The sequence below is a fragment of the Capnocytophaga periodontitidis genome, assembly GCF_016126015.1.
In the GTDB taxonomy this organism is placed as follows: domain Bacteria; phylum Bacteroidota; class Bacteroidia; order Flavobacteriales; family Flavobacteriaceae; genus Capnocytophaga; species Capnocytophaga periodontitidis.
Map to the genome: position 1 here is coordinate 280163 of NZ_JAEFDB010000003.1, position 26242 is coordinate 306404.

Sequence of the window (26242 nt, forward strand, 5' to 3'; positions counted from 1 at the left end):
AGAAGTTAGAAATAACAGTTAGATAGTATGAAGAGAAGAGCTTTATTAAAATTATTGGGGCTTTTTTCGGTAGTTCGTGGCTACAATATTGCGATGGTTTGTGTAGCTCAGTACTTAGCCTCTATCTTCGTGCTCTCCAAACAACCTTGGCGTGAAGTCCTTGCCGATACACACTTGTTGATGCTCGTCATAGCAGGAGCTTTGGCTATCGCTGGAGGGTATATTATCAATGGTTTTTACGACAAAGGTAAAGATTTGATTAATAAACCTACCCAAACGATGATCAACCACTTAGTGAGTCAGAATACCAAACTTACCCTCTATTTTTTGCTCAATTTTCTCTCAGTAATAGTAGCGAGCTATGTGTCGTTTAGAGCAGTGATTTTCTTTTCAGGTTATATCTTCACAATGTGGCTTTATTCACACCGTATCAAAAAGCTACTGCTTTGGGGCAACCTCACTTCAGCAAGTTTAGCTATTATCCCCTTTTTTGCAATATTTGTGTATTATCGCAATTTCGAAACCGTGATTTTCGCCCATGCTATACTCATCTTTCTGTTAATGCTCACCAAAGAGTTTATCAAAGATTTGCAAAACATCAAAGGTGATCTCACTCACAACTATGCTACAATTCCCGTGGTCTATGGTGAGAGTTTTGCTAAAAAACTCATCACCTTGAACGTATTGCTCTGCTTTATGCCTATCTATTGGCTACTCCATAGTTTCCCCATATTCAAACTGACGTACTTTCTCTACTTTACAATGCTTTATTTATTGTTTTTTGTAGCCTTTCTTTGGAAAAGCCAAACCCAACCTCAATACAGAGCCTTACACAATATGCTTAGAGTGATTCTCGTAATGGGAGTCTTTAGTGTAATATTAGTAAAGCAAATCAATAGTTAAAAAAATACACCTCGTATTTTGCACTTTTCGTCGATAAAATCAGCCTTTCTGTCGATATTATTTGCCTAAATCCTCTCTTCATCTTACCTTTGCACCATAAATTTTAAAACAGCGCATTGGTGTCTCATTTACTAAACTTTAACAAAAGATTAACGCCATCCCACACTTGCCTATAACTATTTTTGAACTACTTTTGCCAATAACACTTACCCTCCAACCCCACCTAACCACCTCTACCTCCCCCGACCGGTCAGCCCCGTCCGACTCGTCCTAAAACTAACACTAACAACTAATAATTAAAGTATTATGAATAAAATCTTTTTAACAGCAACAACCGCTATCGCATTGGTAGCTTGTAATAATGGAAATCAACAACAACAACAATCAAATGGACCTGAGGCTTATCCTGTGATTGTAGTAGGTGAACAAAATACGGTTTCTCAACTCTCTTATCCAGTAAATATTGAAGGCATTGTAAACAGCTCCGTGCAGGCCAAGATTTCTGGTTATATCACCAAAGTATTAGTAGACGAAGGTCAGGTAGTAACCCAAGGGCAACCGTTGTTTCAGCTGGAAACTCAAACCCTTAACCAGTCGGCAGCCTCAGCCAAAGCAGCGGTAGAGGTCGCCAAAGTAGAAGTAGATAAATTAGTGCCCTTGGTAGAAAAAAATATCGTGAGCCCCGTGCAATTAGCAACTGCCAAAGCCAACTTGCAACGCGCTCAAGCTGCCTACAACGAGGTGGCCAGCAATATCGGTTTTGCGGTAGTAAAAGCACCTGTAAATGGAGTAGTAGGAGCAATCAACTTCCGAGAAGGTGCTTTAGTAACCGCCAATAACACAGTACTCACTACTGTTTCTGATGTGAAAGAGGTATATGCTTATTTTTCAATGAACGAAAAAGAATACCTCGACTTTTTAGCTAACACCGAAGGCAAAACTACTACCGAAAAACTCAAAAACCTGCCTGAGGCTTCTTTGGTATTAGCTAACGGAAAAGAGTATGCTGAAAAAGGTAAAATTCAAGCGGTAACCGGACAAATTGACCCCTCTACAGGTAGCATACAGTTCCGCGCTACTTTCCCTAATCCTAACAAATTGCTCACTAATGGCAATAGTGGAACGATTAAAATACCTCAAAATTTCAATAATTCACTTGTAATTCCTGAGGTAGCCACTTTTGAACAACAAGGAAAAGTATTTGTATACCGCGTAGCCGAAAAAGACACCTTGCGACAAACCGTCATCACACTTAAAAACCGCGCTGATAATTATGCAGTTGTAGAAAGCGGACTCAAAAAAGGCGATCTCATCCTCGCTCAAGGTCTCAACAAGGTACGTACAGGTACCGTGATCAAACCCCAAACCATTTCAATGGACAGCCTCGTAAAGAAAATACAACCTATCTTTTAGTGAAAAGTTGCCCCTCGTCATTCGTAACTCGTAACTCGTCATTCGTAACTCGTCATTCGTAACTCGTCATTCGTAACTCGTCATTTGCCCCTCGTTATTATGAAATATTTGTTATTATTACTCTTTTCTCTGCCTCTCACAGCACAAGTTAAGGAATCCCAAGGCGGAGGTATAAAGGATATAGGGGAAATTTCTAACAAGACTCCACTTTACCTCATCGATGGAAAGAAATTTAGCGAATGGAGTTTAAAGACTAAAAAACTACAACCCAAAGATATAGCCGAAATTTTGGTATTTTTTACAGAAGAAGCTAAAAATCTTTTTGGCAACAGTGCAAAATACGGAGCCGTATATATCATCACTAAGGAAACTTTTCAGAAAGCAGAAGCCCTTGTCAATAATCCTCCTAATAGGCAACTCAACAGGAAAGAGCAACTTTATGCCGAGATTTGGGAAGTCTATCAAACGCGACGCTCTATAGTGGTTTCGGGGAAAGTTAGTAACAGAGAAGGCAAACCTCTGGCTAATATTAGGGTATATAACAAAGATAGCAATACCGAGGTTCTCACCGATAGCATAGGCAATTACACGATCCAAGCCCGTCGCTGGGAGGCGATACAAGCTGAAAATATAGAGGATTGTTATCTTGTTGTAAAAGAAGCAAAAGAGCAAAGTTATAACTTTGTACAACATCCTCCTATTGAAAGCAGAAGTAGCGACCCAAGAGCCTCTACACTTTCTGTATTTGGGTCGCCTTGCGACAAGTTGTTTGTTCTCGACGGAGTGCCTATGGAAAATAAAAAAAGTTTTCTTGCTAAAATAAGAAATAAGAAGATAGAGAAAATAATAGAATTAGATGAGCAACAAGCTTCGATGTATGGCTCTCTTGGAGCCTATGGAGTAATCATTGTAAACACTAAAAAATAAAAGCTATGACCCGACTTACTATATTTTTATTCTTTTTTACGCTTTCGGTTATGGCGCAAGCTATTAAGGAGTCTATCGAAAAAACAAATAGTATAACCCAGATAGCGACTGCTTTTAGAGCCTGTCATTCTATTGTAGAAAATACACCTCCTCTTATTATGCTGGATGATGAAAGCATTAGTGATAATCATAAATTCCTTAACGAATGGGGAAATAGAGCAGATGAAATTGAAACAATTTATATATTAAGGAATGATATAGTAACAGCTTTATATGGATCACGAGCTATAAATGGCTTGATATATGTTACCACCAAAGTAGCTAAACAAAAAGCTGATAGCCTTGCAATGAGTCGTTGGACAAGAAGGAAGCTAAAGAAATATCAGAAATATCAAAAATATTGGAATATTTTAGGGTGGTATAACTATATGAATTCTTTTATTACTATAACGGGTAAAGTTACTGATAAAGAAGGTAAGCCTTTGGCTAATATTAGGGTATATAATAAAGATAGGAATACTGAGACATATACGGATAGTTTAGGCAATTACGCTATCCAAGCACGTCGTTGGGAGGCAATACAACCTGAAAATATAGAGGATTGTTATCTTGTTGTAAAAGAAGCAAAAGAGCAAAGTTATAACTTTGTACAACATCCTCCTATTGAAAGAAGGAGTAGCGACCCAAGAGCCTCTATACCTTCTATAAGTTTGAAAACTCCTTGCGACAAGTTGTTTGTTCTCGACGGAGTGCCTATAGAAAAAAAGGAAGAGTTTCTCAAAAAAATACGACGGAAGAAAATAGAGGAAATAATAGAAATAGATGGACAATCAGGAGTTCCATTATATGGCTCTCTTGGAGCCTATGGCGTAATCATTGTAAACACTAAAAAATAAAAGTTATGACCCGAATTACTATATTTCTATTCTTTTTTACGCTCTCGGCTATGGCGCAAATTACTATAACAGGGAAAGTTACCGATTATCAAGGGAAGCCTCTTGCCAATATTACCGTAAATACAGATGTAATTACTTATACAAACGAAGGGCATTACGCAGCTAATGAGGTAAAAACAGATGCCAATGGTATGTATAAGATACAAGCAAAACAGTGGGATACAATCCACTTTGACAATATGGGCTGTTATATTGTGTTTAAAGACACACCTCACCAAGTATATAACCATACTATGGACAGACTCTATAGGAATAGTGATATTCATATAGAGTATGGTTATATTTGTGGAATCCTTTTTATACGTAATGATAAGATAGTTGAAGAAAAAGATAGAGAAGCATTCAAAAAAGAACTCCGAAGCGGACAGTTTTACAAGTATTCTGTAATGGAGAAGCAAGAGTTATTTGAGCAATATGGCTATCTCAGTCAATATGGATTAGTAGCTTATACCAAAGATTACTATAATGAGCATAAAAAGAATAAGAGTAAAAAGAAATAAAATATTTTTGATATGACCCAACTTACTATATTTTTATTCTCTTTTACACTTTCATCAGACCCGTCTGACTTGTCTGCCCCGTCTGAACCCCCTAACCCCCTAACCCCTAACCCCTAACAACTAATATGTATAAAATCATTTATAAATCAGTTGCTATAGTAACTATAGCCCTTAGCCTTACCGCTTGTGCAGGTCGTAAATCTTATGAACGCCCACAAGTTATAAACGAAAAACTTTTCCGTACGGATAATATCCCTACGGATAGCCTTAGCAGTGCTAATGTATCTTGGCGTAACATCTTCACCGATGCCACTCTCCAACAACACATCAGCAAGGCGCTTGCCAATAACCTCGATGTGCGGGTAGCGATGCAAAGTGTAGTTTCAGCACAAGCCTACCTCAAACAAAGTAAGGCGGCTTTTATCCCTACCCTCTCAGTAGGAGCTAACTATACCCGTAGTACCAACTCTATCAATGCAACGGGAGGTATGGGCGAACGTACTTACAACAACCTATTTGATATTACGGGTAGTGCTTCGTGGGAAGCCGATATTTGGGGCAAACTCTCCGCCCAAAAACGCGCCTCCTATGCCTCTTATTTGGCAACTGTCGAAGCTCAAAAAGCAGTACAGTCCGAAGTGGTAGCAACTTTAGCAACAGCTTATTACCAATTGTTGATGCTTGACGAACAGAAAAAAGTACTCGAACAAACAATTGAGTTCCGCACCAAAAGTTTGGAAACTACCAAACAACTCAAAAATGCAGGTTCTACTACCGAAGTAGCGACCAAGCAAATCGAAGCACTTGTGTACAACGCACAAGCACAACTTATTACAATCAACAATAGCGTATGGGCATTGGAGAATACGATATGCGTACTCCTCGGTGAAGAACCTCATCACATAGAGCGAAGCACCCTTGCCGAGCAACAATTCCCTACTGAATTTAAACAAGGATATGCTGTAAGTTTGCTCAAAAATCGTCCTGATGTGGCACGTGCCGAACTGAACTTGCGCAACGCTTTTGAACTCACCAATGTAGCCCGTGCTGCTTTCTATCCTACCCTCACTCTCAGTGCTCGTGGCGGTATCAGCAGTACTGAACTCGATACTTGGTTTTCAGCCAAATCGATGTTTGCTAACTTTATAGCGGGATTGGCGCAACCTATCCTCAATCGCCGACAAATACGCACCCAGTACGAAGTGCAAAAAGCTGCTCAAGAAACCGCTTTGCTCAACTTCAAAAAGGCAATTCTTTCAGCAGGCAAAGAAGTCTCTGATGCAATGCACCAATTCAACTCTCAAGACGAGTTTATCCAACTCAAAACTAAAGAAATGGAAGCCTATCAAAAGGCAACTGATTTCTCTAAACAACTCTTTGATAGTGGTATGGTGAATTATTTGGAGGTGATCACTGCCGAAGTAAACCGCCTCAACGCCGAGCTTAGTGTTGCCAACGCACAATTCACTCGTATGCAGTATGGTATCACCTTGTATAAAGCCCTCGGAGGAGGCTGGAAATAATTGGCAAATTAAAAAGAAGAATCTATAACTTAAACTTATGATAAAAAGTTTTATAAACAGACCGGTACTATCAACGGTAATTTCTATTCTGATAGTAATTTTAGGGATTTTAGGGATTATATCCTTACCTATTTCCCAATACCCCGACATTGCCCCTGTAACAGTACAGGTATCGGCTAACTATGCAGGTGCCAATGCCGAAACAGTGCTTAAAGCAGTGGTGATTCCCTTAGAAGAACAAATAAATGGGGTTGAAAATATGGATTATATTACCTCATCGGCTTCTAATAGTGGTTCAGCAAATATTACTGTGTATTTCAAACAAGGCACCAATGGTGATATTGCAGCAGTAAACGTGCAAAATGCAGTGTCGCGTGCGAACTCTATTTTGCCATCGGAGGTAACCCAATCGGGGGTAACCGTGCGCAAGCAGAGTTCAGGTAACCTGATGTTCCTCACTTTCTTTTCTGAAAATAAAGAGTTAGACGATGTGTTCTTGCAAAACTACTTGAGCATCAATGTGATTCCTGCAATCAAACGTATCAGTGGGGTAGGGGATGCCAGTGCTTTTGGAGGTAAAACCTATTCTATGCGTATTTGGTTAAATCCGCAAAAACTCCAAGCCTATGGGCTCAACCCTACCGAGGTAACTGCTGCAATTTCAGCTCAGAGTAGAGAAGCAGCTGCGGGTACTTTGGGGCAAAACAGCGGTAGTAGCTATGAATATGTAATTAAATATAAAGGAAAATACACTCAAGTATCTGAATACGAGAATATAGTACTCAAAGCCTTAGATGGCGGACGTGTACTTCGCCTCAAAGATGTGGCTACTGTAGAACTCGATGCCTTGGGATATACAGGATTTTCTGAAAGTAAAGGTCGTCCTGCGGTGGCTATGGGTATTTCCCAAACCCCAGGCTCTAATGCTCACGAAATTATCCAAAATATCGAAAAACTCTTAGAGGAGCTAAAACCTTCTTTCCCCGAAGGGATTACTTATACTATCAACTACAACGCCAATACGTTCTTAGATGCTGCCATTTCTAAGGTGGTGTCTACCCTCTTAGAGGCTTTCCTTTTGGTGTTCTTGGTGGTGTATATCTTCTTGCAAGACTTCCGTTCTACACTCATCCCTGCTATTGCGGTACCAGTGTCTATCGTGGGTACTTTCTTCTTCTTGAACCTCTTTGGTTATTCTATCAATATGCTTACCCTCTTCGCCTTGGTGTTAGCCATCGGTATAGTGGTAGATGATGCGATAGTCGTCGTCGAGGCGGTGCACGCCAAAATGGAGCAAACTCACGAGAAAGCGAAACCTGCTACCATTTCGGCTATGAACGAGATTACAGGGGCGATTATCTCTATCACTTTGGTAATGGCAGCAGTGTTCGTGCCGGTAACCTTTATGGGCGGTACTACGGGGGTGTTCTACAAACAATTTGGGGTAACTCTGATTGTAGCGATTGTCATTTCAGCAATCAATGCGCTCACCCTCAGTCCGGTACTTTGCTCGCTCTTCCTCAAACCTCACGGCGATAAAGAATATGAAGAAAAATCGTGGTTTGGCAAGTTCTTCCACAAGTTTAATGTAGCTTTCAATGCAGCAACTTATAAATACGGACAAACTTTTACTTTCTTCCTTCGCCACAAATGGGTAACCTTAGTGCTTTTACTCTTGGCAGGAGGTGGTATCTATTTTACCAATAAAAGTATGAAATCGGGGTTTGTGCCCAGTGAAGACCAAGGGTTTGTGATGATGGATGTATCTATGATTCCTGGTGCCTCTATGGAACGTGTTGCCAATATTATGCGTGAAGTAAACGAAAGTCTTTCCAATATCCCAGGGGTGGAAAATGTTACCTTTGTAACGGGTCGTGGTATGATTTCGGGCGAAGGTAGTAACAATGGTATGGGCTTCTTCAAGCTGAAACCTTTCGAACAGCGTTCTAAACTCCCTGGTCAAGACATTCAGTCAATTATCAATAATGCCTTTCGTGCAGTAGCTAATGTCAAAGATGCCAATGTGATTTTCTTCCAACCGCCTTCAGTACCTGGTTTTGGTATAGGTGGTGGGGTGTCATTTGTGCTCTTGGATAAATCCGGAAGTGATATCAGTGAGGTGAACAAAAATGCACAGCAATTTTTAGGTGCTTTGATGCAACGCCCTGAAATAAAATTTGCTCAAACCTCTTTCAATGTAAATTATCCACAATACCAAATGGATATCAATGTAGAGCGCGCTATGCAATCGGGTATTACGGTGAGTACGATTCTTTCTACCTTGCAGAACTATATAGGTGGTTTTTACGCTACCGACTTTACCCTCTACGGAAAGCAATACCGCGTAATGGTACAATCGTTGCCCGAAGCGCGTAAAGACCTCAATAGCCTGAACAACTTGTTCGTAAAAACAGGTAGTGGCACAATGGCGCCTATTACCGAGTTCGTAACGCTCACACGTACCTTTGGACCTCAATCGCTCAGCCGTTATAATTTATTTACTTCGGTATCTATTTCGGCTCAGAATAACCCTGCTTATAGTACGGGTGATGCCCTAAAAGCAGTACAAGAGGTAGCAGCCCAAACCCTTAATGCTAATTATAGTATCGATTATACAGGTTTAACACGTGAAGAACAAACCGCAGGCTCACAAACCATACTCATTTTCTTGCTCAGCTTGGTGTTTACTTATTTTATCCTTTCAGCACAGTATGAGAGTTACTTATTGCCATTATCAGTGCTCTTCTCATTGCCTTTTGGTATCTTTGGAGCTTATTTAGGACAGTGGCTTTTTGGCTTGGAAAACAATATCTATTTCCAAATCTCTCTTATTATGCTAATGGGACTCTTGGCAAAGAATGCAATTCTAATTGTAGAATTTGCCGTACAACGCCGCCGTATGGGTGAGAGTCTCTCTAAAGCAGCCATCAATGCCGCTATGGCGCGTTTGCGTCCTATCTTGATGACCTCTTTTGCCTTTATCGTTGGTTTGATGCCATTGGTATTTGCCTCAGGAGTAGGTGCCGAAGGTAACCGTTCAGTAGCTACAGGGGCTGCGGTAGGGCAGTTGATAGGTACTTTCTTTGGATTGATAGTTATACCTGTGCTCTTTGTTGTTTTTCAAGACTTGCAAGAGCGCATTAGCGGTTACCGACACAAATCCGACGAAATATTCGTGACCCCAACGGATGAATATTAATTTAAAAAACATTTTATTTTTTAACAGAACTATAAGATTTTTCCAAACAAAATGTAAAAGAAAAGTTAAAAAATGAGAGGATAGTGCGTTTTTGTAGCTCAAAAATGAGGTAGTTATAAAAAATAGTTATACATTTGCCCCGTATTAATCGTGAATAAGTTTTTTTTAAACGTTATTTTTATGAAAAGAACTCTTTTAAGAGTTGCAGCTATCGTTGCAACTTTCGTAAGTGCTAACGCACAAGAAATGCTAAGTAAGAGCAAATTTTTTGACAACTGGCAAGTAGGTGTTAAAGGTGGTGGATTCTCTTGGACTACCCGTGAAGCCTTTATCAAAAACACCCGTGCCACTTTTGGAGCCGAGATAGGTAAACAAATCTCTCCAGCGTTCCGTTTAGGCGTTGAAGGTATGGCGTATGTACGTCCAGTAGATTTTGATGATGCTCCAGAGTATGGAAACTTTGTAGATATGTCAAACGTAAGTTTGGTAGGTACTGTAAACTTGAGCAACCTTTTTGCTGGTTACAAAGGAACTCCTCGTTTCTTTGAAGTTGAAGGTTTTGCTGGTTTAGGTTGGGCTCACAAATACCCACAAGGTGCTGACAACAGAAAAGCTCCTAATGTATTGAATGCTATGACAAGCCAATTTGGTTCTAACTTGTTATTCAACTTAGGTCAAAGCAAAGCTTGGGGTATCAAAATCAGCCCAGCACTTATCTACTTTGTTGATGGTGTAGAAAACCGTGCTGAATCTAACTCTCAAAATGAGTTGAACCTCAAAAACTCTTGGACTCAAGTAACTGCTGGTGTAGTTTACCGTTTCAAAGGCAGCAATGGTGCTCACCACTTCACTACAGCTGCTCAAGCGCCTGATAACAGCGGTGAGTTAGCAAGACTTCGTGATGAGTTGAACAGCAAAAACAAACAATTAGCTGATGACCAAAAACAAATCAAAAAATTGCAAGATGATTTAGAAGCTGCTCGCAACAAAAAACCTGAAGTAATTGAGAAAGTAGTTACTAAAAACAAAAAAACTTTGGAATCTGTAGTTACTTTCCGTGTAGCTAAAAGTACTATCGATGCATCTCAATTGCCTAACGTAGAGCGTATCGCTTCTTACCTTAACAAATATAGAAATGCTAAAGTTGTTATCAAAGGTTATGCTTCTCCTGAAGGTGACTTAGAGAAAAACAAAAAATTGGCTGCTGCTCGTGCTGAATCTGTTAAAACTTTATTAGTAAATCGTTACAAAATCTCAGCTGATAGAATCCAAGCTGAAGGTAATGGTATCGGTGATATGTTTAGCGAGCCAGATTGGAACCGTGTAAGTATTGCTAATATTGTTGAGTAATTTATAGATAATTTGAGACTTAAAAATAAGAATTACTAAAAAAAGCGAGGTGAAAACCTCGCTTTTTTGTTATCTATTACTTGTTACCTGTTACCAGAAAAGCTCCTACTTCAATCACTTCTTTAGCATTGCTCAAGCGTACAGTAGTTTCTTCTTGTTTTTGCTGTGGAGTACCAAAGTGTGTGTAGAAAGTAATGCGCAAACTCACGGGCATCAATTGCTTTTGTGAGTGAGTGCCAAAGTAATCTACTTGTACTTTGTATTGACCTTTCATAGCTTTTTTAATCATAAACTCTTCAGGGCCATAACCTTCAGTTACGTCGTCTGATATTTTTCCACCGAGATAAGTGATTGTGTTTTGGTAATAACATTTCTCGCCTTTAGGGTCGGTTACCCATAAGTCCATATCGCAATCATTGGTATCCCAAGAGAGTACTACACGCACATCTACGGGCTCTTTTTTGAGCAAACGCTTGTCGATATAGCTCGTTTTTACATTTTTATTACGCGCTACGATACTGTTGAGGTCGTTCAGGGTAATGAGCTTTACATCTTCAAATCGATCGTCGTTCCAATCTTCAGTAATTACTTTGTAAAGGTTCTTCACTGCTTCATTGTACTGGGTATCATCGGCTAAAGCTAAGCCTAAATCACGGAAAGATTGAGGCTCTTCTGGTCGTATAGTTGCTACTTTTTGAAATACTTGTACCGCTTCTTTTTTGGCATTGTAACGACTGAGTTTATAACCTAATACTCTGAGCAGTTGTGGGTCGTCTAAACCGAGTTCTGCCAAATTAGAAACCACTAAAATCGCTTGCTCGCGATTGCCTTTTTTGAAGAAGTAATCGGCTACATCGGCATAGAAAGCAGGTGTTGTGCCGTATTCTTTTTTCAGTTTGTAATAGGTTTCTACAGCTTTAGCTTCTTCAGTGTATTCCATTACCTTTAAATAAGGAGTATCGGGGTTGTAGGCATTGAGTTCTATATTTGCCATTGGGGTATTTTCAACTCTCACATCATTTATAGCTATAGCAGAAACAGAGCCTGTTAGACTTCTTTCCATCACAGGAGCGTAACCCCTTACTACTACCTCATTGAGTTCTGAGCGATCAGTATCTTCTGAAACAGAGCTTATCCCTCTCATACTGATTCCTCGCGCTTGAGCTTGAACTTCAGCTTGAGGTACAGACTCTTCCATTTTAGCTGTTTCAGCAGAAGCTATAACCTCATCTTTTATTTCAGCACGATTGTCGGTTATTTCATCTACTACTACATTTAGCTGCTTTTTGTTTTTAGTTTTTTTATCTTTTAGAGGATATACGGTTTTCCACCATTCTGTTTGCTCGTTTGATTGCTCAATAAGGTTTTCTAAAATTTCCTTTTTCCTCTCTTTTTTCTCTTCTGCTTGAGAGTTTAGTCTCGCATAGTACTCTTTAGCCAATTCTTCAGGAGGTGTAATGCGGTAGCGCACATAATCTTCTACGGTTTCTAAAACGATAAGTGAGTTACCTTCAGTTACAATGCTGTATTCACGTCCTACGGCATCTATTTGCTTTTGTTCAGCGCTTTCGCGTTCTAATTGTGCAATTTGCTTTTCTGCCCATATACGGCGCAAAAGGTCAAACTCACTTCCCGAAGCATCGGGGTTAGCTGTAAAATGGATTTCTTTTTGTACGATTATATTTTTAGGGTATCCAAAGCTGAGTACTAAGGTTGCTTCTTTAGTTTGTAATTCGCCTGCAAGTGTAAAATTACCTTTGGTAATAGTAGTGCCTTTCTGTGGGAAAAATTTAGCTATTTTACCATTTTTCACTTCTATATCCAGCAGTTGGAAAGGTACAGTCTGCGCTACTTTTAGTGCCTGCTCGGTAGTGAGGGTGGTCAAATCTATAAAGCTACCCCCCGTAGCATTGGCGAGGTATTGTATTTTTGATGTATTGGCAACTGCCGACGCATTGACTACCGTTATAGGGGTTTTGGCTTGTTTTACTACTTCGTTTACTGAAAAATCTTTACTGCCAAAGTTGAAAATACCATCGCTAAAGAGGAGTAATTCATCGGCTTTGAGACTGAAATTGATAGCGTTGCCATCGGTAGCACCATCATATTGCAAACTTTCTAAATGTGATTTCAGCGCTTGCCAATTGCCGTTTTTCACTTCAAAACTAAGGGGTTTATCAGTGCGAATATTGAAGCTGCTAAGAACGACTTTCATATTTTTGACTGCTTTGAAATAAGCGTCTAAGAAAGCAAATTCTTTTGCTCTATCGCGATTGCTTGCCGAATGTGACGCATCCCATAAAATACCTATTTCTGTAGGGATAGGTTTGTTTTTGGATTGGGCAGTCGCCAAAGCGATATTGCCATAGCAATAGGTTTTGTTGCCTTTAGTAGCACTAATGCTTTGTGGTTTCTCAATTTTAGGGAAAGTGAGCGCAATGTTCTGGTTGAGCGCAAAATTCTGTTGGCTCACCTCACTGATATAGCTGTTGCGCGCTTGCTTGAAGTCTAATTGCAAGCTGTTTTGAATATCAGCCTTTACAAAGCGCGATACTACTTCGGTGCGTACTTTGAAGTTTTTAAGGGTTACATTAGCTGTGATGGGCAAGAAGTAATAATCCTGTCCATTGCGCTCGTGTAACTCTTGTTCAAAAGCGATAAGCACACGGCGAGAGCCTTGGGCAGGCATAGGATACACGCGGGCTTTGAAGTTATTGCCCTCCGTCTTTTCTAACAAACCAGGGTCTACACCCCTGCGCACGATTTCCTCAAAGGCTTTGCGCCCTGAGGTCTTATCTACTACCACCCCTTCGCGCATTTTGCCGTTGATGTCCAAAGCAAAGCGTGACACCTGCTGACCGTCGGCAAGAGGAAACTGAAATTCGCCTTCCATTACGCGGCTGTTGGGGTTGTAGAAAGTCATTTCCATAGTGGTGACGGCTGTTTGCCCTATTACCAATATGTCTATGGAGAGGTCTTGCAACACCATAGGGTTGGCATTGCGTTCATTCACTACCTTCACCTCGGGCACCACCGATTTCTGTGCGGTGATCACAAAGGAAAGCAGTAAAGCTACTGAAGATAAAAAATGTTTGATTTTCATTACTAAACAATGTTTTGATGAAACTTATTAGCTGTAAATCAAACAATATACCAAAAATTATTCGTCTAAAAACTGCACTTCGTACAAATTGCGGTAGTAACCGTTCTCTATTTGTAACAACTCCTCGTGAGTACCCGTTTCTACAATTCTTCCTTTGTCTAACACGATAATTTTGTCGGCTTTTTTTACCGTTGTAAGGCGGTGGGCGATGATAATAGAAGTGCGCCCTTCAGTCATTTTATCGGTAGCCTTTTGTATAAGTTGTTCGGAATGAGAATCGACTGATGAAGTTGCTTCGTCTAAAATGAGTATCTGTGGTTTGTGTACATAAGCACGTAGGAAAGCAATAAGCTGGCGTTGTCCTGCCGAAAGCATTGTGCCGCGCTCTTTCACATTGTAGTGATAACCTTCAGGCAAGCTCATCAAGAAATCGTGAACGCCTATGCTCTTAGCTGCTGCAATCACTTCCTCTTCACTGATGGCGGGATTTTTCAGGGTGATGTTGTTCAACACGCTGTCGGCAAACAAAAATACATCTTGCAATACAGTGGCGATGTGTTTTCGCAACGAACTGAGGGTGTATTCCTTAATATTTACTCCATCGATGTAAATCGCACCAGAGCTAAGGTCGTAAAAACGGTTCAGCAGATTGGTAATCGTAGTTTTCCCAGCGCCTGTCGCCCCTACAATAGCAATAGTCTCACCCTCTTTGACTTCAAAACTGATGCCGTGCAAAATTTCTTCGCCTGCTATATATTCAAAGTGAACATCTTTAAATTCTATAGCCCCTTTCACTTCGGTAAGTTCCTTGTGTCCTTCAGTTTCCGAGTCGTTTTTAGTTTCCAAAATAGCAAACACACGATCGGAAGCGATAATGCCCATCTGTAAGGTGTTGAACTTATCGGCGATATGCCTGATAGGACGGAAAAGCTGTTGGGAGAGTTGGATAAACAAGAAGATATTCCCTAAATCGTACACATTATCGCCTACGATTTGTCGTCCGCCAAACCACACGATAAGGGCAATAGTAATCGATACGCACAAGTCGCCAATAGGGAAGAAGATAGAGTTATACCATATTGTTTTGAGCCACGCTTGCTTGTGTTTCTCGTTGATTTTCTTGAAGTTTTCTAATTCTTCGCGTTCTTGGGCAAAAAGCTGTACTACTTTGATACCCGAAATGCGCTCCTGCACAAAGGCATTGAGGTTAGCTACTTCTTTGCGCACTTCTACAAAAGCGGCATTCATAGAACGCTGAAACCAACGGGTGAAGTAGAGAATTAGCGGCATCGTAGCATAACTGATGAGTGCTAATTTCCAATCGATTACAAACATTACGATGGTGATAACTAACATTTTGAGCACATCACTTGCCATCTCAAAAAGTCCTGAACTGAAAATCTCGCCAATGCGTTCCATATCGTTCACCGCACGGGTTACGAGCACACCAATTGACGATTTATCGAAATATCTCATCTTTAGGCGCAACAAGTGAGCAAAGAGTTTTTCGCGTATATCGCGTATAACGGTTTGTCCTAACCAGTTAGAATAATAAGAAAAGAGGAATTGCATCAACACTTCGGCGCAGAGCAAGGCTACTAATATATAGGTGATGCGCAACAGCCCTTCGTAGTTTTTAAGGGTGATATAATCGTCGATTGCTACTTTTATGAGGTAAGGCTGAGCCGTTGAAAAAATAGAAGAAAGTATCGCAAAGAGCGCGACGGCTATAAATACGCCTCGATAAGGTTTTACAAAGCGCGATAGCTGATGAAAAGTATGTTTAGTGCGTGATGTTTTTTCGGACATTGTTTTCTTTTAAGGCTGCAAAAGTACAAAACAATTAGCAAATGAACAAATTAGGAATTTAGCAAATTAGCAAATGAAGAAATTAGCAAATTACATTTTAATAACTTTATGTTTAACTCCTATTTTTACACTATATATGTTAAAATTATAATAAAATATAGCTGAAACAATAAAATAATAGCTAAAAAACTTGCATAGTATTCTCTATTTATAGACTTTTGTACGCGAATAATTAAAACAGTATGTACAATGGAAGAAAAAGAATTTTTGGACAATGAGGAGATCTTCTCTAAAGTCCTAAGGGCGGGTAGGCGCACTTACTTCTTTGATGTGAGGGCTACACGCGCTAATGATTATTACTTGACCATTACCGAAAGTAAGAAATTTACGCACGACGATGGGTCTGTACACTACAAAAAACACAAAATCTATCTCTATAAAGAAGATTTTGAATTGTTTAAAGACATTTTAAACGAAATGACAGCCTATGTTTTTGATGAAAGAGGTGAAGAAGTAATTTCTGAACGCCATCAAAAGGATTTTAAGAAAGAGCTATATGCTGAACGATTGGAAAACGTAAGAGTTAATGGTAACGGTGTTACTAATGGCACTTATCGCAGCCTTGATTTTGAAGACCTCTAACTAAAAAACGCTAATAAGGTGGAGCTTCACTCATTGTATATAGAGTGATGACGTAATGGGCTATTGGGTAAAGCTCATCTTCTGGCGTGGGTGATACTTTATCAGTGCTTCTCGCAAATAACTCTTCTCTACGTGTACGTAAATTTCAGTAGTAGTAATATTCTCGTGCCCTAACATCATTTGTATAGCTCGCAAGTTGGCACCATTCTCCAATAGGTGTGTGGCAAACGAATGCCTAAATGTATGCGGACTAATTGTCTTCTGTAACCCTATATTTTCCGCTACTTGTCTTACAATCGTGAAAATCATCGCTCGTGTGAGCTGTTTTCCCCTTCTGTTTAAGAATACAAAATCCTCGTGTCCTTTGGCTATTTTTAGCTGTCGGCGCTGGTTGTCTATATATTGCTTCACTTGCTTTTGGGTGTAAGCCTCAATAGGTACTAACCGCTGTTTGCTGCCTTTCCCCATCACCCTGATAAAATCTTCATCGAAAAACAAATCGGACAATCTGAGCGAAATAAGCTCCGATACGCGTAACCCGCAAGCGTAGAGCATCTCTATCATCGCCTTGTTGCGATGACCTTCATCGGTGCTTAAATCTATAGAAGCGAGCATCGCGTCTATCTCTTGTAGTGAAAGTGTATCGGGGAGTTTTACGCCTATTTTGGGGCTTTCAATGAGACTCATCGGGAAGTCTTCACGCCCTTTTTCGTACATCATAAATTTGAAAAAACTCTTCAATGCCGAAATGAGTCGCGCTTGCGAACGTGCATTCAAGTCTTTAGCTACTTCGTATACAAATTGCCGCAAAGTGTCTTCCTCGATGTTGCTAGGAGTTTCGGTGATGTTGTATTTTTCTAAATAGCAGATGAGTTTTTCGATATCCAAACCGTACGACACAGCTGTATTCTGCGACAAGCCTCGTTGCAGTCGCAGATAATGCTGAAAAGCTATATTTGTTTCACGCCACACCTGTTAATTGTTAATTATCAATTGATAATTTTTCACTGTCGTTGTAGTGTTTTTTATCGATGATGGTTCCTTTGGAGAGGGTAATAAGCCCTGGGTTAGAGCGAATCATCGTTTTTAGCGTGGTAGCATCGTTGTAGTAGAAGTTGAAGTTGAGTTCGTATTTCTTTACGATATAAGGCGCTTTTTCCATTTGTGAAGTGAGACCTATTACTGTATAACCGTTTTTCATTGCTTTATCGGTAACGGTTTTAATAGCTTTAAATGCCTCTTGGTTAGCGCGGTCAAGACGATAGGAAATCACCATCAAAAGTTTGTCTTTGTTGATGAATTCCTCTAAATAATCGGTGGTTCTATCCTTATCCTGAATGTAGAAGTCGTGGATAGGAGGCATTTCGGTTTTAGAAGTAAGACTCACGTACTCACCCGCTATTTTAGGGAAGGAAGGGTCTTTAGTTTCAATCACTTTGTTTTGCCCATCTATTTTAAAAGTCCAATAGTAAGTAACAGCATTAGGAGGTAATTCCATACCTTTAGGGATGTTAGTACCTATTTTGTACACGCGGAAGTCCTTCACAGGCAAATGGTTGTACACATAATAAACGAAGATGATGCAAAAAAGCACTGATAAGCAAGTTACTACCAAAGGCAATTTGCCTTTAGTAAGCGGATGAATATATTTCTGACCGAAGAAAACAACCAAAGTGAGTGCTAAAAGCACTAAATCTTTAGTAAACGATTGCCAAGGAGTGAATTTAATAGCATCGCCAAAACAACCGCAATCGGTTACCTTGTTAAAATACGCCGAATAGAAGGTAAGGAAGCCGAAGAATACTAACATAGCGAGCAAAAGCCACAGTGTGAGTTTCTTTTTGTAGCCTACTAATAGAGTTACACCCAATACAACCTCAAAAATGCATACAAAGATAGCAAATGCTAAAGCATAAGGCACGAGGAAAGACAAATTGAGTACACCAGGAGCGAAATAATCTTCTAATTTAAACGAAAATCCCATAGGGTCGTTAAGTTTTATCATCCCACTGATGATGAAAGTAACACCTACTAATATACGGCAAAGTTGCACAAGATATTTCATATTGCTATAATTGATTTTTTTGACTCGTTTTGCCTCAAAAACTTTGCCAAACTTCTTATCTTTTAGACAAAAAAAGAAGAGTTACTCATAAAATGAATAACTCTTATTTTTTAATTAATTTAAAACTTTACAATTATGCTTCTAATGGAATAACAGAAACATAAGATTTATCGTTTTTCTTTTTCTCGAATTTTACGATACCATCTATTTTAGCGTGCAAAGTATGGTCTTTACCAATGTACACGTTCTCGCCAGCATTGTGTTGAGTTCCACGTTGTCTAACGATAATGTTTCCAGCGATGGCAACTTGTCCACCGAAAATTTTAACGCCTAAGCGTTTAGAGTGTGATTCTCTACCGTTCTTTGAACTACCGACACCTTTCTTGTGAGCCATTTTCTTTAATTTTTAAGTTTAACAATTATTTTACAACAATGTTCTCGATTACAATTTGGGTGAGATACTGACGGTGTCCGTTCTTCACTTTGTAACCTTTACGTCTTTTCTTTTTGAATACGAGCACTTTGTCTCCTTTCAAATGTTTTAAAACTTTAGCTTCTACTGAAGCTCCGTTTATAGCTGGGGCGCCTACAGTTACAGCTCCGTTGTTATCAATGAGAAGTACGTTAGAAAAAGTTACTTTTTCATCTTCTGCATTAGGCAAACGGTGCACGTAAACTTTTTGGTCTTTGCTTACTTTAAATTGTTGCCCTGCTATCTCTACAATTGCATACATAGCTTTAACGTTTTTAATTATTGTTTAAATCGGCGGCAAAAGTACGAATTATTTTTTACGTGGCAAAATAAAATGAAAAATATTTGCTGCTTTTGTAGATATACTTTACCTTTGCCAAAGTTTAACAACACTTTTAGTTGGACAAGATTGTTAATTATTAATTGTCAATTGTATGAGAATTGTATTTATGGGAACGCCCGATTTTGCTTTAGCGTCCCTAAAAGCCTTAGTAGAAAATAATTATAACGTAGTAGGCGTGGTAACTGTTGCTGATAAACCTTCTGGTCGCGGACAAAAATTGCATCAGTCGCCCGTGAAAGTTTATGCCGAAAGCAAAGGCATACCTGTACTTCAACCTTTGAAACTCAAAGATGAGGATTTCCTCGCTGAACTTAAATCCCTTCAACCTGATTTACAAATAGTTGTAGCTTTCCGTATGTTGCCTGAAGTGGTGTGGCGATTGCCTAAATACGGTACTTTCAACCTTCACGCTTCGCTCTTGCCTAATTATCGCGGGGCTGCTCCTATCAACTGGGCGATTATCAATGGTGAAAAACAAACGGGAGTGACGACATTTTTTATAGATGAAAAGATTGATACAGGTGCAATTATCGCTCAAGCTGTTACCCCTATCGATGCTCACGAAACAGCAGGTACACTCCACGATAAACTAATGTTACAAGGAGCTGATTTGGTACTCAAAACAGTAGATAGTATCGCTGCAGGTACTTGTACCACTCAGCCGCAAAACAAGGAGATTACTTTTGCCGAAGCACCTAAAATATATAAAGAGACCTGTAAAATCAATTGGGAAGAGGACGGGATGACTATCGAGCGCCTCATTAGAGGAATGAGTCCGTATCCTACTGCTTGGGCGGAGTTTCCTCACAAAGGGGAAATGCTTGCTACCAAGGTGTATGATGCTGTGTTTGAGCCTGCAACTCATAATGAACCCATCGGGAAACTTTTAGCAGAGAAGAAACAATTGCGCGTAGCGGTGAAAGATGGGTTTATCCAGCTTTTAGAATTGCAGCTTCCCGCCAAAAAGCGTATGAAAACCGCCGATTTGCTCAATGGATTTTCTTTTAGTGAAGAGTAAAAAGTGAATAATAGGTTATAAAAAAGACTTTGTAGAATTTTTGATGCTACAAAGTCTTTTTTTGTTATTCTTTTACAATCGTTTTATTCATTATTCAGTTTAGTAGGTTGGGGAGATTTAATTACTTTCTCCTTATTACCTTTCACTTTTTTAATTTTATCCTTCGTCCATACAATCAGCTTGTGAGTGAGAGGAAAGTGGAATACTTCTTTGTCGGTAGCGACTCTTCCGGTGAGATATACGCCCAAAGGCATTAATATCAAAGCGGGAATCCACGGGGCTAAAGCAGGATTGATAGTGTTGTTCTCGGCGATGTTCTTCATAAACATTCCTATAAAATAATAGGATAAGAACAATATCATCGCAAAAACTAAGGGTAAACCTATACCGCCTTTACGGATAAAAGCGCCTAAGGGAGCTGCTACAAAAAAGAGTACAAAGCAAGCTATGGTGAGCGCAAACTTATCACTGAGGTTCATTATGTGCAAGTTCATCAGTTTGTAGCGATATTCAAGGTCGCTCTGGCGAAACTCAACATTGTCTAACTGTGCTTGGTTGTTGTTCATTGCCATCTCAAGCACTCGTTGTTGCTCACCGTTGTTGAGCATTTTTAGCAATTGCGCCACCGATTTTACCTCTATAGGTGCTGCTGCTTTTTTCTTTTGTGGCAAACTATCAGTAGGTATCGGTGGGGGAGGAGGGGCAGTGCTAAAGCCCGTACGGCGAAACATATTATTTCCGTAATCGGTGATGTTTTGTTTGAAATCAGATTGAAGGGAGTCGATTGCGTAATTCAACTGGCCTACATTCATCATTTTATAGGTAGTAGCATCGGTTTTTTCGTTAAAATCTACATTGTTTAGGTGAGAAAGGTCGAGATTGATTACGTATTTTTTGAAATGCACTTTGGCAAAAGGCATTTTTTGTTGTGTTTCGTAGGTATTGGTTTTGATATCTTCGTAATAAGTACCGTCTTCTAAGATGAGTTGTAGGAAGTTAGGATTAGATTTAGCACTTTTCAATTCACCGCGTTTAGCATTGATAACCGTGCGGTTCACTCTATCGGGTGTTTTTTTGTGAATGAGCACACTCTCTAAAAATTGGTCGTTATCACCACTTTTTTTACCTACTTTAATACTGATATCTTCTCCTATATTAGAGAATACCCCTTCGGCTATAGCCATTGCAGGTTTTACTTTAGCGATGTTCGACCTGAGGGTATACACCTCGCGATAGGCTACCGGAATCACATTGTTAGCCAAGAAGAAAGTGCCTATACACAACAATGCCATTAAGATAATCAGTGGTCGCATTACACGCATCAGTGAAATACCTGAGGCTTTCATCGCAGCGAACTCATAACTTTCGGCAAAAGAACCAAAGGTCATAATTGAAGCAATTACTACTGCCAGCGGCATAATGATAGGGATGAGTTGTGGGATGAAATAGAAGAGGAATTTAAAGATAATCCAAAGTTCCAATCCACGTCCTGCCAGCTCATCGATGTATGTAAAAATAGTGTGGAATACAAAGATGAGAATGAGGATAGAGAGTGCCCCGAGGAAATTTTTGAGGAACTGAGTAATGATATAGCGATCTATGATTTTCATACAACTAAAGCTGACGACTAACGAACTAACGACTAACTACATTTCGGTGATAGTGTAACCGTCTTTTTTATATTTTTCGCGGTCAAACTTGAAAATATTAGCTGATAACGGCTGATTGGTTTTGAAAGTATTTACTGTAATAGTTGTTCTTGTGCCGTTTTTGCCTATTTCAATAAGGTTGTAGATGTGTTTGGTTTGAATATCAATACCTAATAGGATTTGTTTTACCTCGCTATTAGCTTTTTGAGGTTTCAATTCTACGTATTGAATTTTGCGACCACGTACATTTTGTTGTATATCCCATTTGTACTTATAGCCTTTTTTGTAGAAGGTAAGCATTTTAGAAGGGGTAATGGTACTGTCGTCGGAGGCTTTTTTTTCTATGGTAATTTCTTCGTTTTCAGGAACAATAGTATAAGTTTTACTGCCGTCGTACATTTTAGTAGCTCCTAAATAGTTTAATACATACTTATCTTTGGCAATAGTTACATTACCTTTAGTTTCCTGATTGATATTTTCAGCAATATTATCGAGGTTGTATTTAAAATCTATATAGATATTGTTGTAAGCCACCATTTTAGCATATACTTCATCTAATAGTTTTTTAGCTTTATCAACCTGTTGGGCTTGTATGGTTACGCTGCACAGAGCGATAATAACCAATAGTATTCTTTTCATTTTCAGTGTTTTTAATGATTTTAGTTCAAGATTACAAGCAATTTTCGTGCCAATCAAAGTAAAAGCCAAATAGCCTTTTTGCTATTTGGCTTTTGTTGATTGTTTTATCAATTGTTAATTAATAACTATTTTCGTCAATCTCTACTTTGCCCCAGAATACTTTGTAAGCAAAATAAGTGTAGATAAGCAATAGAGGTGCGCCTATCGCTGTGATAGTGAGCATAATCTCTAATGATTTTTGAGAAGCAGCAGCGTTGTAAACCGTGATACTATTGCCTGTTTCTAAAGTAGTTCTCAAGAAAGTAGGGTGCAAGTTGAGTGCGGCTACTACCATAAAGAAAGCGATGGTGAGTATTGTGCCTACAAAAGCCTTTTTATAGTCCTTTTTCTTCATAAAGAATGCTATGCTCAAGATGCTGAGGAGCAATAGGGTAGGGAATACCTTTAGCGCGGTACTATTGGCGATGTTCTCAGCTAAATGCGGTGTGAGCATACTGTAAATCGCTACAGCTGTGAACACTACCACAAAAGCGAGATAAGCATAATTGATGCGTTTCTCGATGCGGTGGTGCATATCACCGTGAGTTTTGATGAGTAAATACAAACCTCCGTGTACCATAAAGAGCAACAAAGTCATTACACCTACAAGCAGTGCATAAGGAGTAAGGAAAGTAAAGAGCGCTCCTCCGGTGTACTGAAAGTTCTCGTTTAACGGTAATCCTTGTAATACGTTGGCAATCACCACGCCTAAGAGTACGGGTAATACAATGCTGCACACGCTATACACAGTATCCCAAGTATTGCGCCAACGGTCGCTGTCCTCTTTGCCACGTACTTCAATGGCTACTGCTCTAAAGATAATAAAAGTGAGAAATAGCATAAAAGGCGTATTCATAGCCGAAAACAATTCGGCATACATTAGTGGGAAACCAGCGAAAATACCAGCTCCTCCAATTACTAACCACGCCTCATTACCGTCCCATACAGGACCTATGGCATTCAGAGCTACGCGGCGTTCTTTTTTCTTGTCGAAACACAAATGCCACGCTCCAGCGCCGAAGTCGAAGCCGTCTAAAATAGCATAGCCTGTAATCAAAAATCCTATAATGATGAACCACCACGTAGGGTAGTCGATTCCTAAAAATGTTTCCATATCTGTATAATGTTATGCTGTTTGTAATTGTTCTTGAGTTTCGTGTTCATCAATACCGTGAACAATTTTCTTGTTCATCAAGTAGATGAATAGAGCGAAGAGGATGATATAAATAACGGTAAATAAGATAATTGCGAAGAGTATTTGGTTCGCCGACACCGATTTAGATAACGCATCGCTGGTGCGCAAGAGTTTGTACACTATCCAAGGCTGGCGACCCATTTCGGCTGCAAACCAACCTACTTGATTGCCTATTTGTGGCAACAATACACTCCATACAAAAATATGTAAAAGCCAGCGTTTGTTATACAATTTGCCTCTCCATAATAGGAAAGAAGCATAGAGGGTGAGTGCGATGAGGAACATACCAATAGCTACCATTATATGATAGAATTGGAATACAGCGTTCACCTGCCCAGGGCGGTCTTCCACAGGATATTGGTCAAGACCTGTTACAGGAGCATCGCCGTCAAAATGCACCATATACGAAAGCCCTTTAGGAATACTCAACCCGTGAGTTTCTTCATTTTTCTTATCTACCCAACCAATAATGTAAGCATCACCAGGCCCTGTTTTGAAGTGCCCTTCCATAGCGGCTAATTTCTCGGGCTGGTTTTTAGCTACACCATCAGCTGAGCTGTGTCCTGAAACCAATTGCAACAAGCACACAACAGTAGCAATGATAAGGGTTACTTTAAAGGCTTTTTTAGAGATTTCAACGTGGCGACCTTTGAGTAAATACCAAGCGTGAACGCTCAATACCAAGAAGATACCAGCCAAGAAAGCTCCTTGCCACACGTGCCATATACGGTCTACGCTTGAGGGGTTGAACACCATCGCCCAAAAATCGGTAATGACAGCTTTAGCTTGCAAACCTTCACCTGCAATTACATAACCTGCGGGGGTTTGTTGCCAGCTGTTGGCAATCACAATCCAAATAGCAGAACACATAGAGCCTAAGAACACCCCAAGGGTAGCCAAGAAATGCCATTTAGGTTTCACTTTGTTCCAGCCGAAAAGTACAATACCAAGACAGGTACTTTCAAGGGCGAAGGCAAAAACACCTTCAGCAGCCAAGGCACTACCAAAAATATCACCTACATAGCGCGAATAGGTAGCCCAGTTAGTGCCAAATTCAAATTCCATCACAATTCCTGTAGCGACTCCTAAGCCAAAGGTAAGTGAGAAGATGCGCGTCCAGAAGCGGGCGAGCCTGTCGTATTCTTTTTTACCAGTGCGCAAGTAGATGCCTTTAAAGACAACCATTAGCAGTCCAAGCCCTATACTTAAAGGCGGATAGATGTAATGGAACGCAATTGTGAGTGCAAACTGCACCCGTGCTAAAATTTCTGTTTCCATGCGTGAGTAATTTAATTAGTAAAATATGCGACAAAAATACGCTAAGTGATTGAAATTCCCAAAGAAAAGTAAAAGAAATGACTTTAATTTATATTGTGTCTAATTAAATTAGTGAATTTGCAAATTAGTAAATTACGAAATTTGCAAATTGATAAATTATTTGTATCTTTGCCCAAAACAAGACAATATCAGTATGATAAAATTACACATCACCAACGAAACCAATAGGTTAGAAGCCGTAATTTTAGGCACGGCTACCAGCAATGGACCTACTCCTAAACTCGAAGAAGCCTACGACCCTAAGTCGGCAGAGCACATCAAAGCAGGTACTTACCCTATAGAAAAGGATATGGTAGCTGAAATGGACGCTTTCAGTGCAGTACTTGAAAAATACAATGTAAAAGTATATCGTCCCAAAATTATCACCGATTGCAACCAAATATTTACCCGAGATATTGGTTTTGTGATTGAAGATACTTTTATCAAAGCGAATATTTTGCCTGATAGGCAAGATGAATTTCAGGCGATTGAGTACATTGTCGCTCAAATGCCTCCTGAAAAAGTGATTACACCTCCCGCCGATGTACATATTGAAGGGGGCGATGTAATGCCTTGGAACGACCATATTTTCATTGGTACTTATAAAGGCGCTGACTATAAAGAACAAGTAACTGCTCGTACCAATATGGCTGGTGTAGCCTTTATTCAACAGCTCTTCCCTCATAAAAAAGTAAAAGAGTTCGATTTGCTGAAATCAAAAACTGAAGCACGCGATAATGCTCTTCACCTTGATTGCTGCTTCCAACCCGTAGGTAAGAACAAAGGGATTATTTACAAAGGAGGCTTCCGAAGTGAGGCTGATTATCAGTATTTAGTAGACCTCTTTGGCAAGGAAAACCTCTTCCATATAGAGCGCGAAGAAATGTACAATATGTGCAGTAATATATTCTCTATCAGTCCAGAAGTGGTAGTTTCCGAAAAGAATTTCACCCGCCTAAACCAATGGTTGCGCTCACAAGGCTTCACTGTTGAAGAAATCCCTTATGCCGAAATTGCCAAACAAGAAGGATTGTTGCGATGCTCTACACTACCTCTTTACCGAAATTAGCAAATTGGCAAATTAGCTAATTATTTAGACTGCTTATATATTTAGGTATTTTAATGATAAAAGTTCGCTGTATCTTGTGTTATTTACAGCGAACTTCTTATTTTTGCCCCT

Annotated in this window: 20 protein-coding genes and 1 pseudogene; 11 read left to right on the forward strand and 10 right to left on the reverse strand. The window is 39.7% G+C overall.

Annotated features, from left to right (window positions below; translation table 11 throughout):
• Positions 1-27 precede the first annotated feature (27 nt).
• From I7X29_RS07535 to I7X29_RS07570, 8 genes are all read left to right on the forward strand, one after another.
• Positions 28-903: a geranylgeranylglycerol-phosphate geranylgeranyltransferase gene (locus I7X29_RS07535; RefSeq protein ID WP_198473702.1), complete on the forward strand. Its 876-nt coding sequence runs from the start codon at positions 28-30 to the stop codon at positions 901-903.
• A 306-nt stretch (positions 904-1209) separates the two neighbouring features.
• A complete protein-coding gene (locus I7X29_RS07540) occupies positions 1210-2316 on the forward strand; it encodes an efflux RND transporter periplasmic adaptor subunit (protein WP_198473704.1) in 1107 nt (368 codons plus the stop codon).
• Between the two features lie 99 nt (positions 2317-2415).
• Positions 2416-3243: a carboxypeptidase regulatory-like domain-containing protein gene (locus I7X29_RS07545; RefSeq protein WP_198473706.1), complete on the forward strand. Its 828-nt coding sequence runs from the start codon at positions 2416-2418 to the stop codon at positions 3241-3243.
• Between the two features lie 5 nt (positions 3244-3248).
• Positions 3249-4139, forward strand: a complete 891-nt coding sequence (locus tag I7X29_RS07550) for a carboxypeptidase-like regulatory domain-containing protein (protein ID WP_198473708.1) — start codon at positions 3249-3251, stop codon at positions 4137-4139.
• 5 nt (positions 4140-4144) lie between these two features.
• Positions 4145-4699: an Ig-like domain-containing protein gene (locus tag I7X29_RS07555; protein WP_198473709.1), complete on the forward strand. Its 555-nt coding sequence runs from the start codon at positions 4145-4147 to the stop codon at positions 4697-4699.
• A gap of 125 nt (positions 4700-4824) precedes the next feature.
• A complete protein-coding gene (locus I7X29_RS07560) occupies positions 4825-6222 on the forward strand; it encodes an efflux transporter outer membrane subunit (protein WP_198473711.1) in 1398 nt (465 codons plus the stop codon).
• A 37-nt stretch (positions 6223-6259) separates the two neighbouring features.
• Positions 6260-9421 carry an efflux RND transporter permease subunit gene (locus I7X29_RS07565; RefSeq protein WP_198473713.1) on the forward strand — a complete coding sequence of 1054 codons (3162 nt, stop codon included), beginning with the start codon at positions 6260-6262 and terminating at the stop codon, positions 9419-9421.
• 180 nt (positions 9422-9601) lie between these two features.
• Positions 9602-10771: an OmpA family protein gene (locus tag I7X29_RS07570; protein ID WP_198473715.1), complete on the forward strand. Its 1170-nt coding sequence runs from the start codon at positions 9602-9604 to the stop codon at positions 10769-10771.
• Positions 10772-10847: 76 nt separating this feature from the next.
• Here I7X29_RS07570 and I7X29_RS07575 read toward each other — a convergent pair whose 3' ends face one another.
• Positions 10848-13874 carry a VIT domain-containing protein gene (locus I7X29_RS07575; RefSeq protein ID WP_198473717.1) on the reverse strand — a complete coding sequence of 1009 codons (3027 nt, stop codon included), beginning with the start codon at positions 13872-13874 and terminating at the stop codon, positions 10848-10850.
• A 57-nt stretch (positions 13875-13931) separates the two neighbouring features.
• Positions 13932-15683: an ABC transporter ATP-binding protein gene (locus tag I7X29_RS07580; protein ID WP_198466261.1), complete on the reverse strand. Its 1752-nt coding sequence runs from the start codon at positions 15681-15683 to the stop codon at positions 13932-13934.
• A 249-nt stretch (positions 15684-15932) separates the two neighbouring features.
• Between I7X29_RS07580 and I7X29_RS07585 the strand changes: the two genes are divergently transcribed.
• Complete coding sequence (locus I7X29_RS07585; RefSeq protein ID WP_009750826.1) at positions 15933-16325, forward strand: PUR family DNA/RNA-binding protein; 393 nt, start codon at positions 15933-15935, stop codon at positions 16323-16325.
• A gap of 60 nt (positions 16326-16385) precedes the next feature.
• Here the strand turns inward: I7X29_RS07585 and xerD are convergent, their stop codons facing one another.
• From xerD to rplU, 4 genes and pseudogenes are all read right to left on the reverse strand, one after another.
• Complete coding sequence (gene xerD / locus I7X29_RS07590) at positions 16386-17297, reverse strand: site-specific tyrosine recombinase XerD (RefSeq protein ID WP_198466260.1); 912 nt, start codon at positions 17295-17297, stop codon at positions 16386-16388.
• Positions 17298-17307: 10 nt separating this feature from the next.
• A complete protein-coding gene (locus I7X29_RS07595) occupies positions 17308-18390 on the reverse strand; it encodes a BT_3928 family protein (protein WP_198473719.1) in 1083 nt (360 codons plus the stop codon).
• Between the two features lie 133 nt (positions 18391-18523).
• Positions 18524-18784 (reverse strand): 50S ribosomal protein L27, encoded by a 261-nt coding sequence (gene rpmA, locus I7X29_RS07600; RefSeq protein ID WP_002679833.1) that lies wholly within the window; start codon positions 18782-18784, stop codon positions 18524-18526.
• Between the two features lie 34 nt (positions 18785-18818).
• Positions 18819-19124 (reverse strand): annotated as a pseudogene (gene rplU, locus I7X29_RS07605) (50S ribosomal protein L21); the annotation flags it as partial.
• Between the two features lie 172 nt (positions 19125-19296).
• Between rplU and fmt the strand changes: the two are divergent.
• Complete coding sequence (gene fmt / locus I7X29_RS07610) at positions 19297-20223, forward strand: methionyl-tRNA formyltransferase (RefSeq protein WP_198473721.1); 927 nt, start codon at positions 19297-19299, stop codon at positions 20221-20223.
• A gap of 83 nt (positions 20224-20306) precedes the next feature.
• On the opposite strand, the gene I7X29_RS07615 is transcribed toward fmt, so the two are convergent.
• The 4 genes from I7X29_RS07615 to I7X29_RS07630 all read right to left on the reverse strand — a co-directional run bounded on the left by I7X29_RS07615 (position 20307) and on the right by I7X29_RS07630 (position 25023).
• Positions 20307-21833, reverse strand: coding sequence for an LptF/LptG family permease (locus I7X29_RS07615; RefSeq protein ID WP_198473723.1), 1527 nt, complete (start codon positions 21831-21833; stop codon positions 20307-20309).
• A gap of 36 nt (positions 21834-21869) precedes the next feature.
• Positions 21870-22511, reverse strand: a complete 642-nt coding sequence (locus I7X29_RS07620) for a LolA family protein (protein WP_034555601.1) — start codon at positions 22509-22511, stop codon at positions 21870-21872.
• Between the two features lie 118 nt (positions 22512-22629).
• A complete protein-coding gene (gene cydB, locus I7X29_RS07625; protein WP_198466257.1) occupies positions 22630-23664 on the reverse strand; it encodes a cytochrome d ubiquinol oxidase subunit II in 1035 nt (344 codons plus the stop codon).
• 12 nt (positions 23665-23676) lie between these two features.
• On the reverse strand, positions 23677-25023 hold the full coding sequence (locus tag I7X29_RS07630; RefSeq protein WP_198473725.1) for a cytochrome ubiquinol oxidase subunit I: 1347 nt from the start codon (positions 25021-25023) through the stop codon (positions 23677-23679).
• Between the two features lie 193 nt (positions 25024-25216).
• Between I7X29_RS07630 and I7X29_RS07635 the strand changes: the two genes are divergently transcribed.
• Positions 25217-26131: a dimethylarginine dimethylaminohydrolase family protein gene (locus I7X29_RS07635; protein WP_088594908.1), complete on the forward strand. Its 915-nt coding sequence runs from the start codon at positions 25217-25219 to the stop codon at positions 26129-26131.
• Positions 26132-26242: the final 111 nt, after the last annotated feature.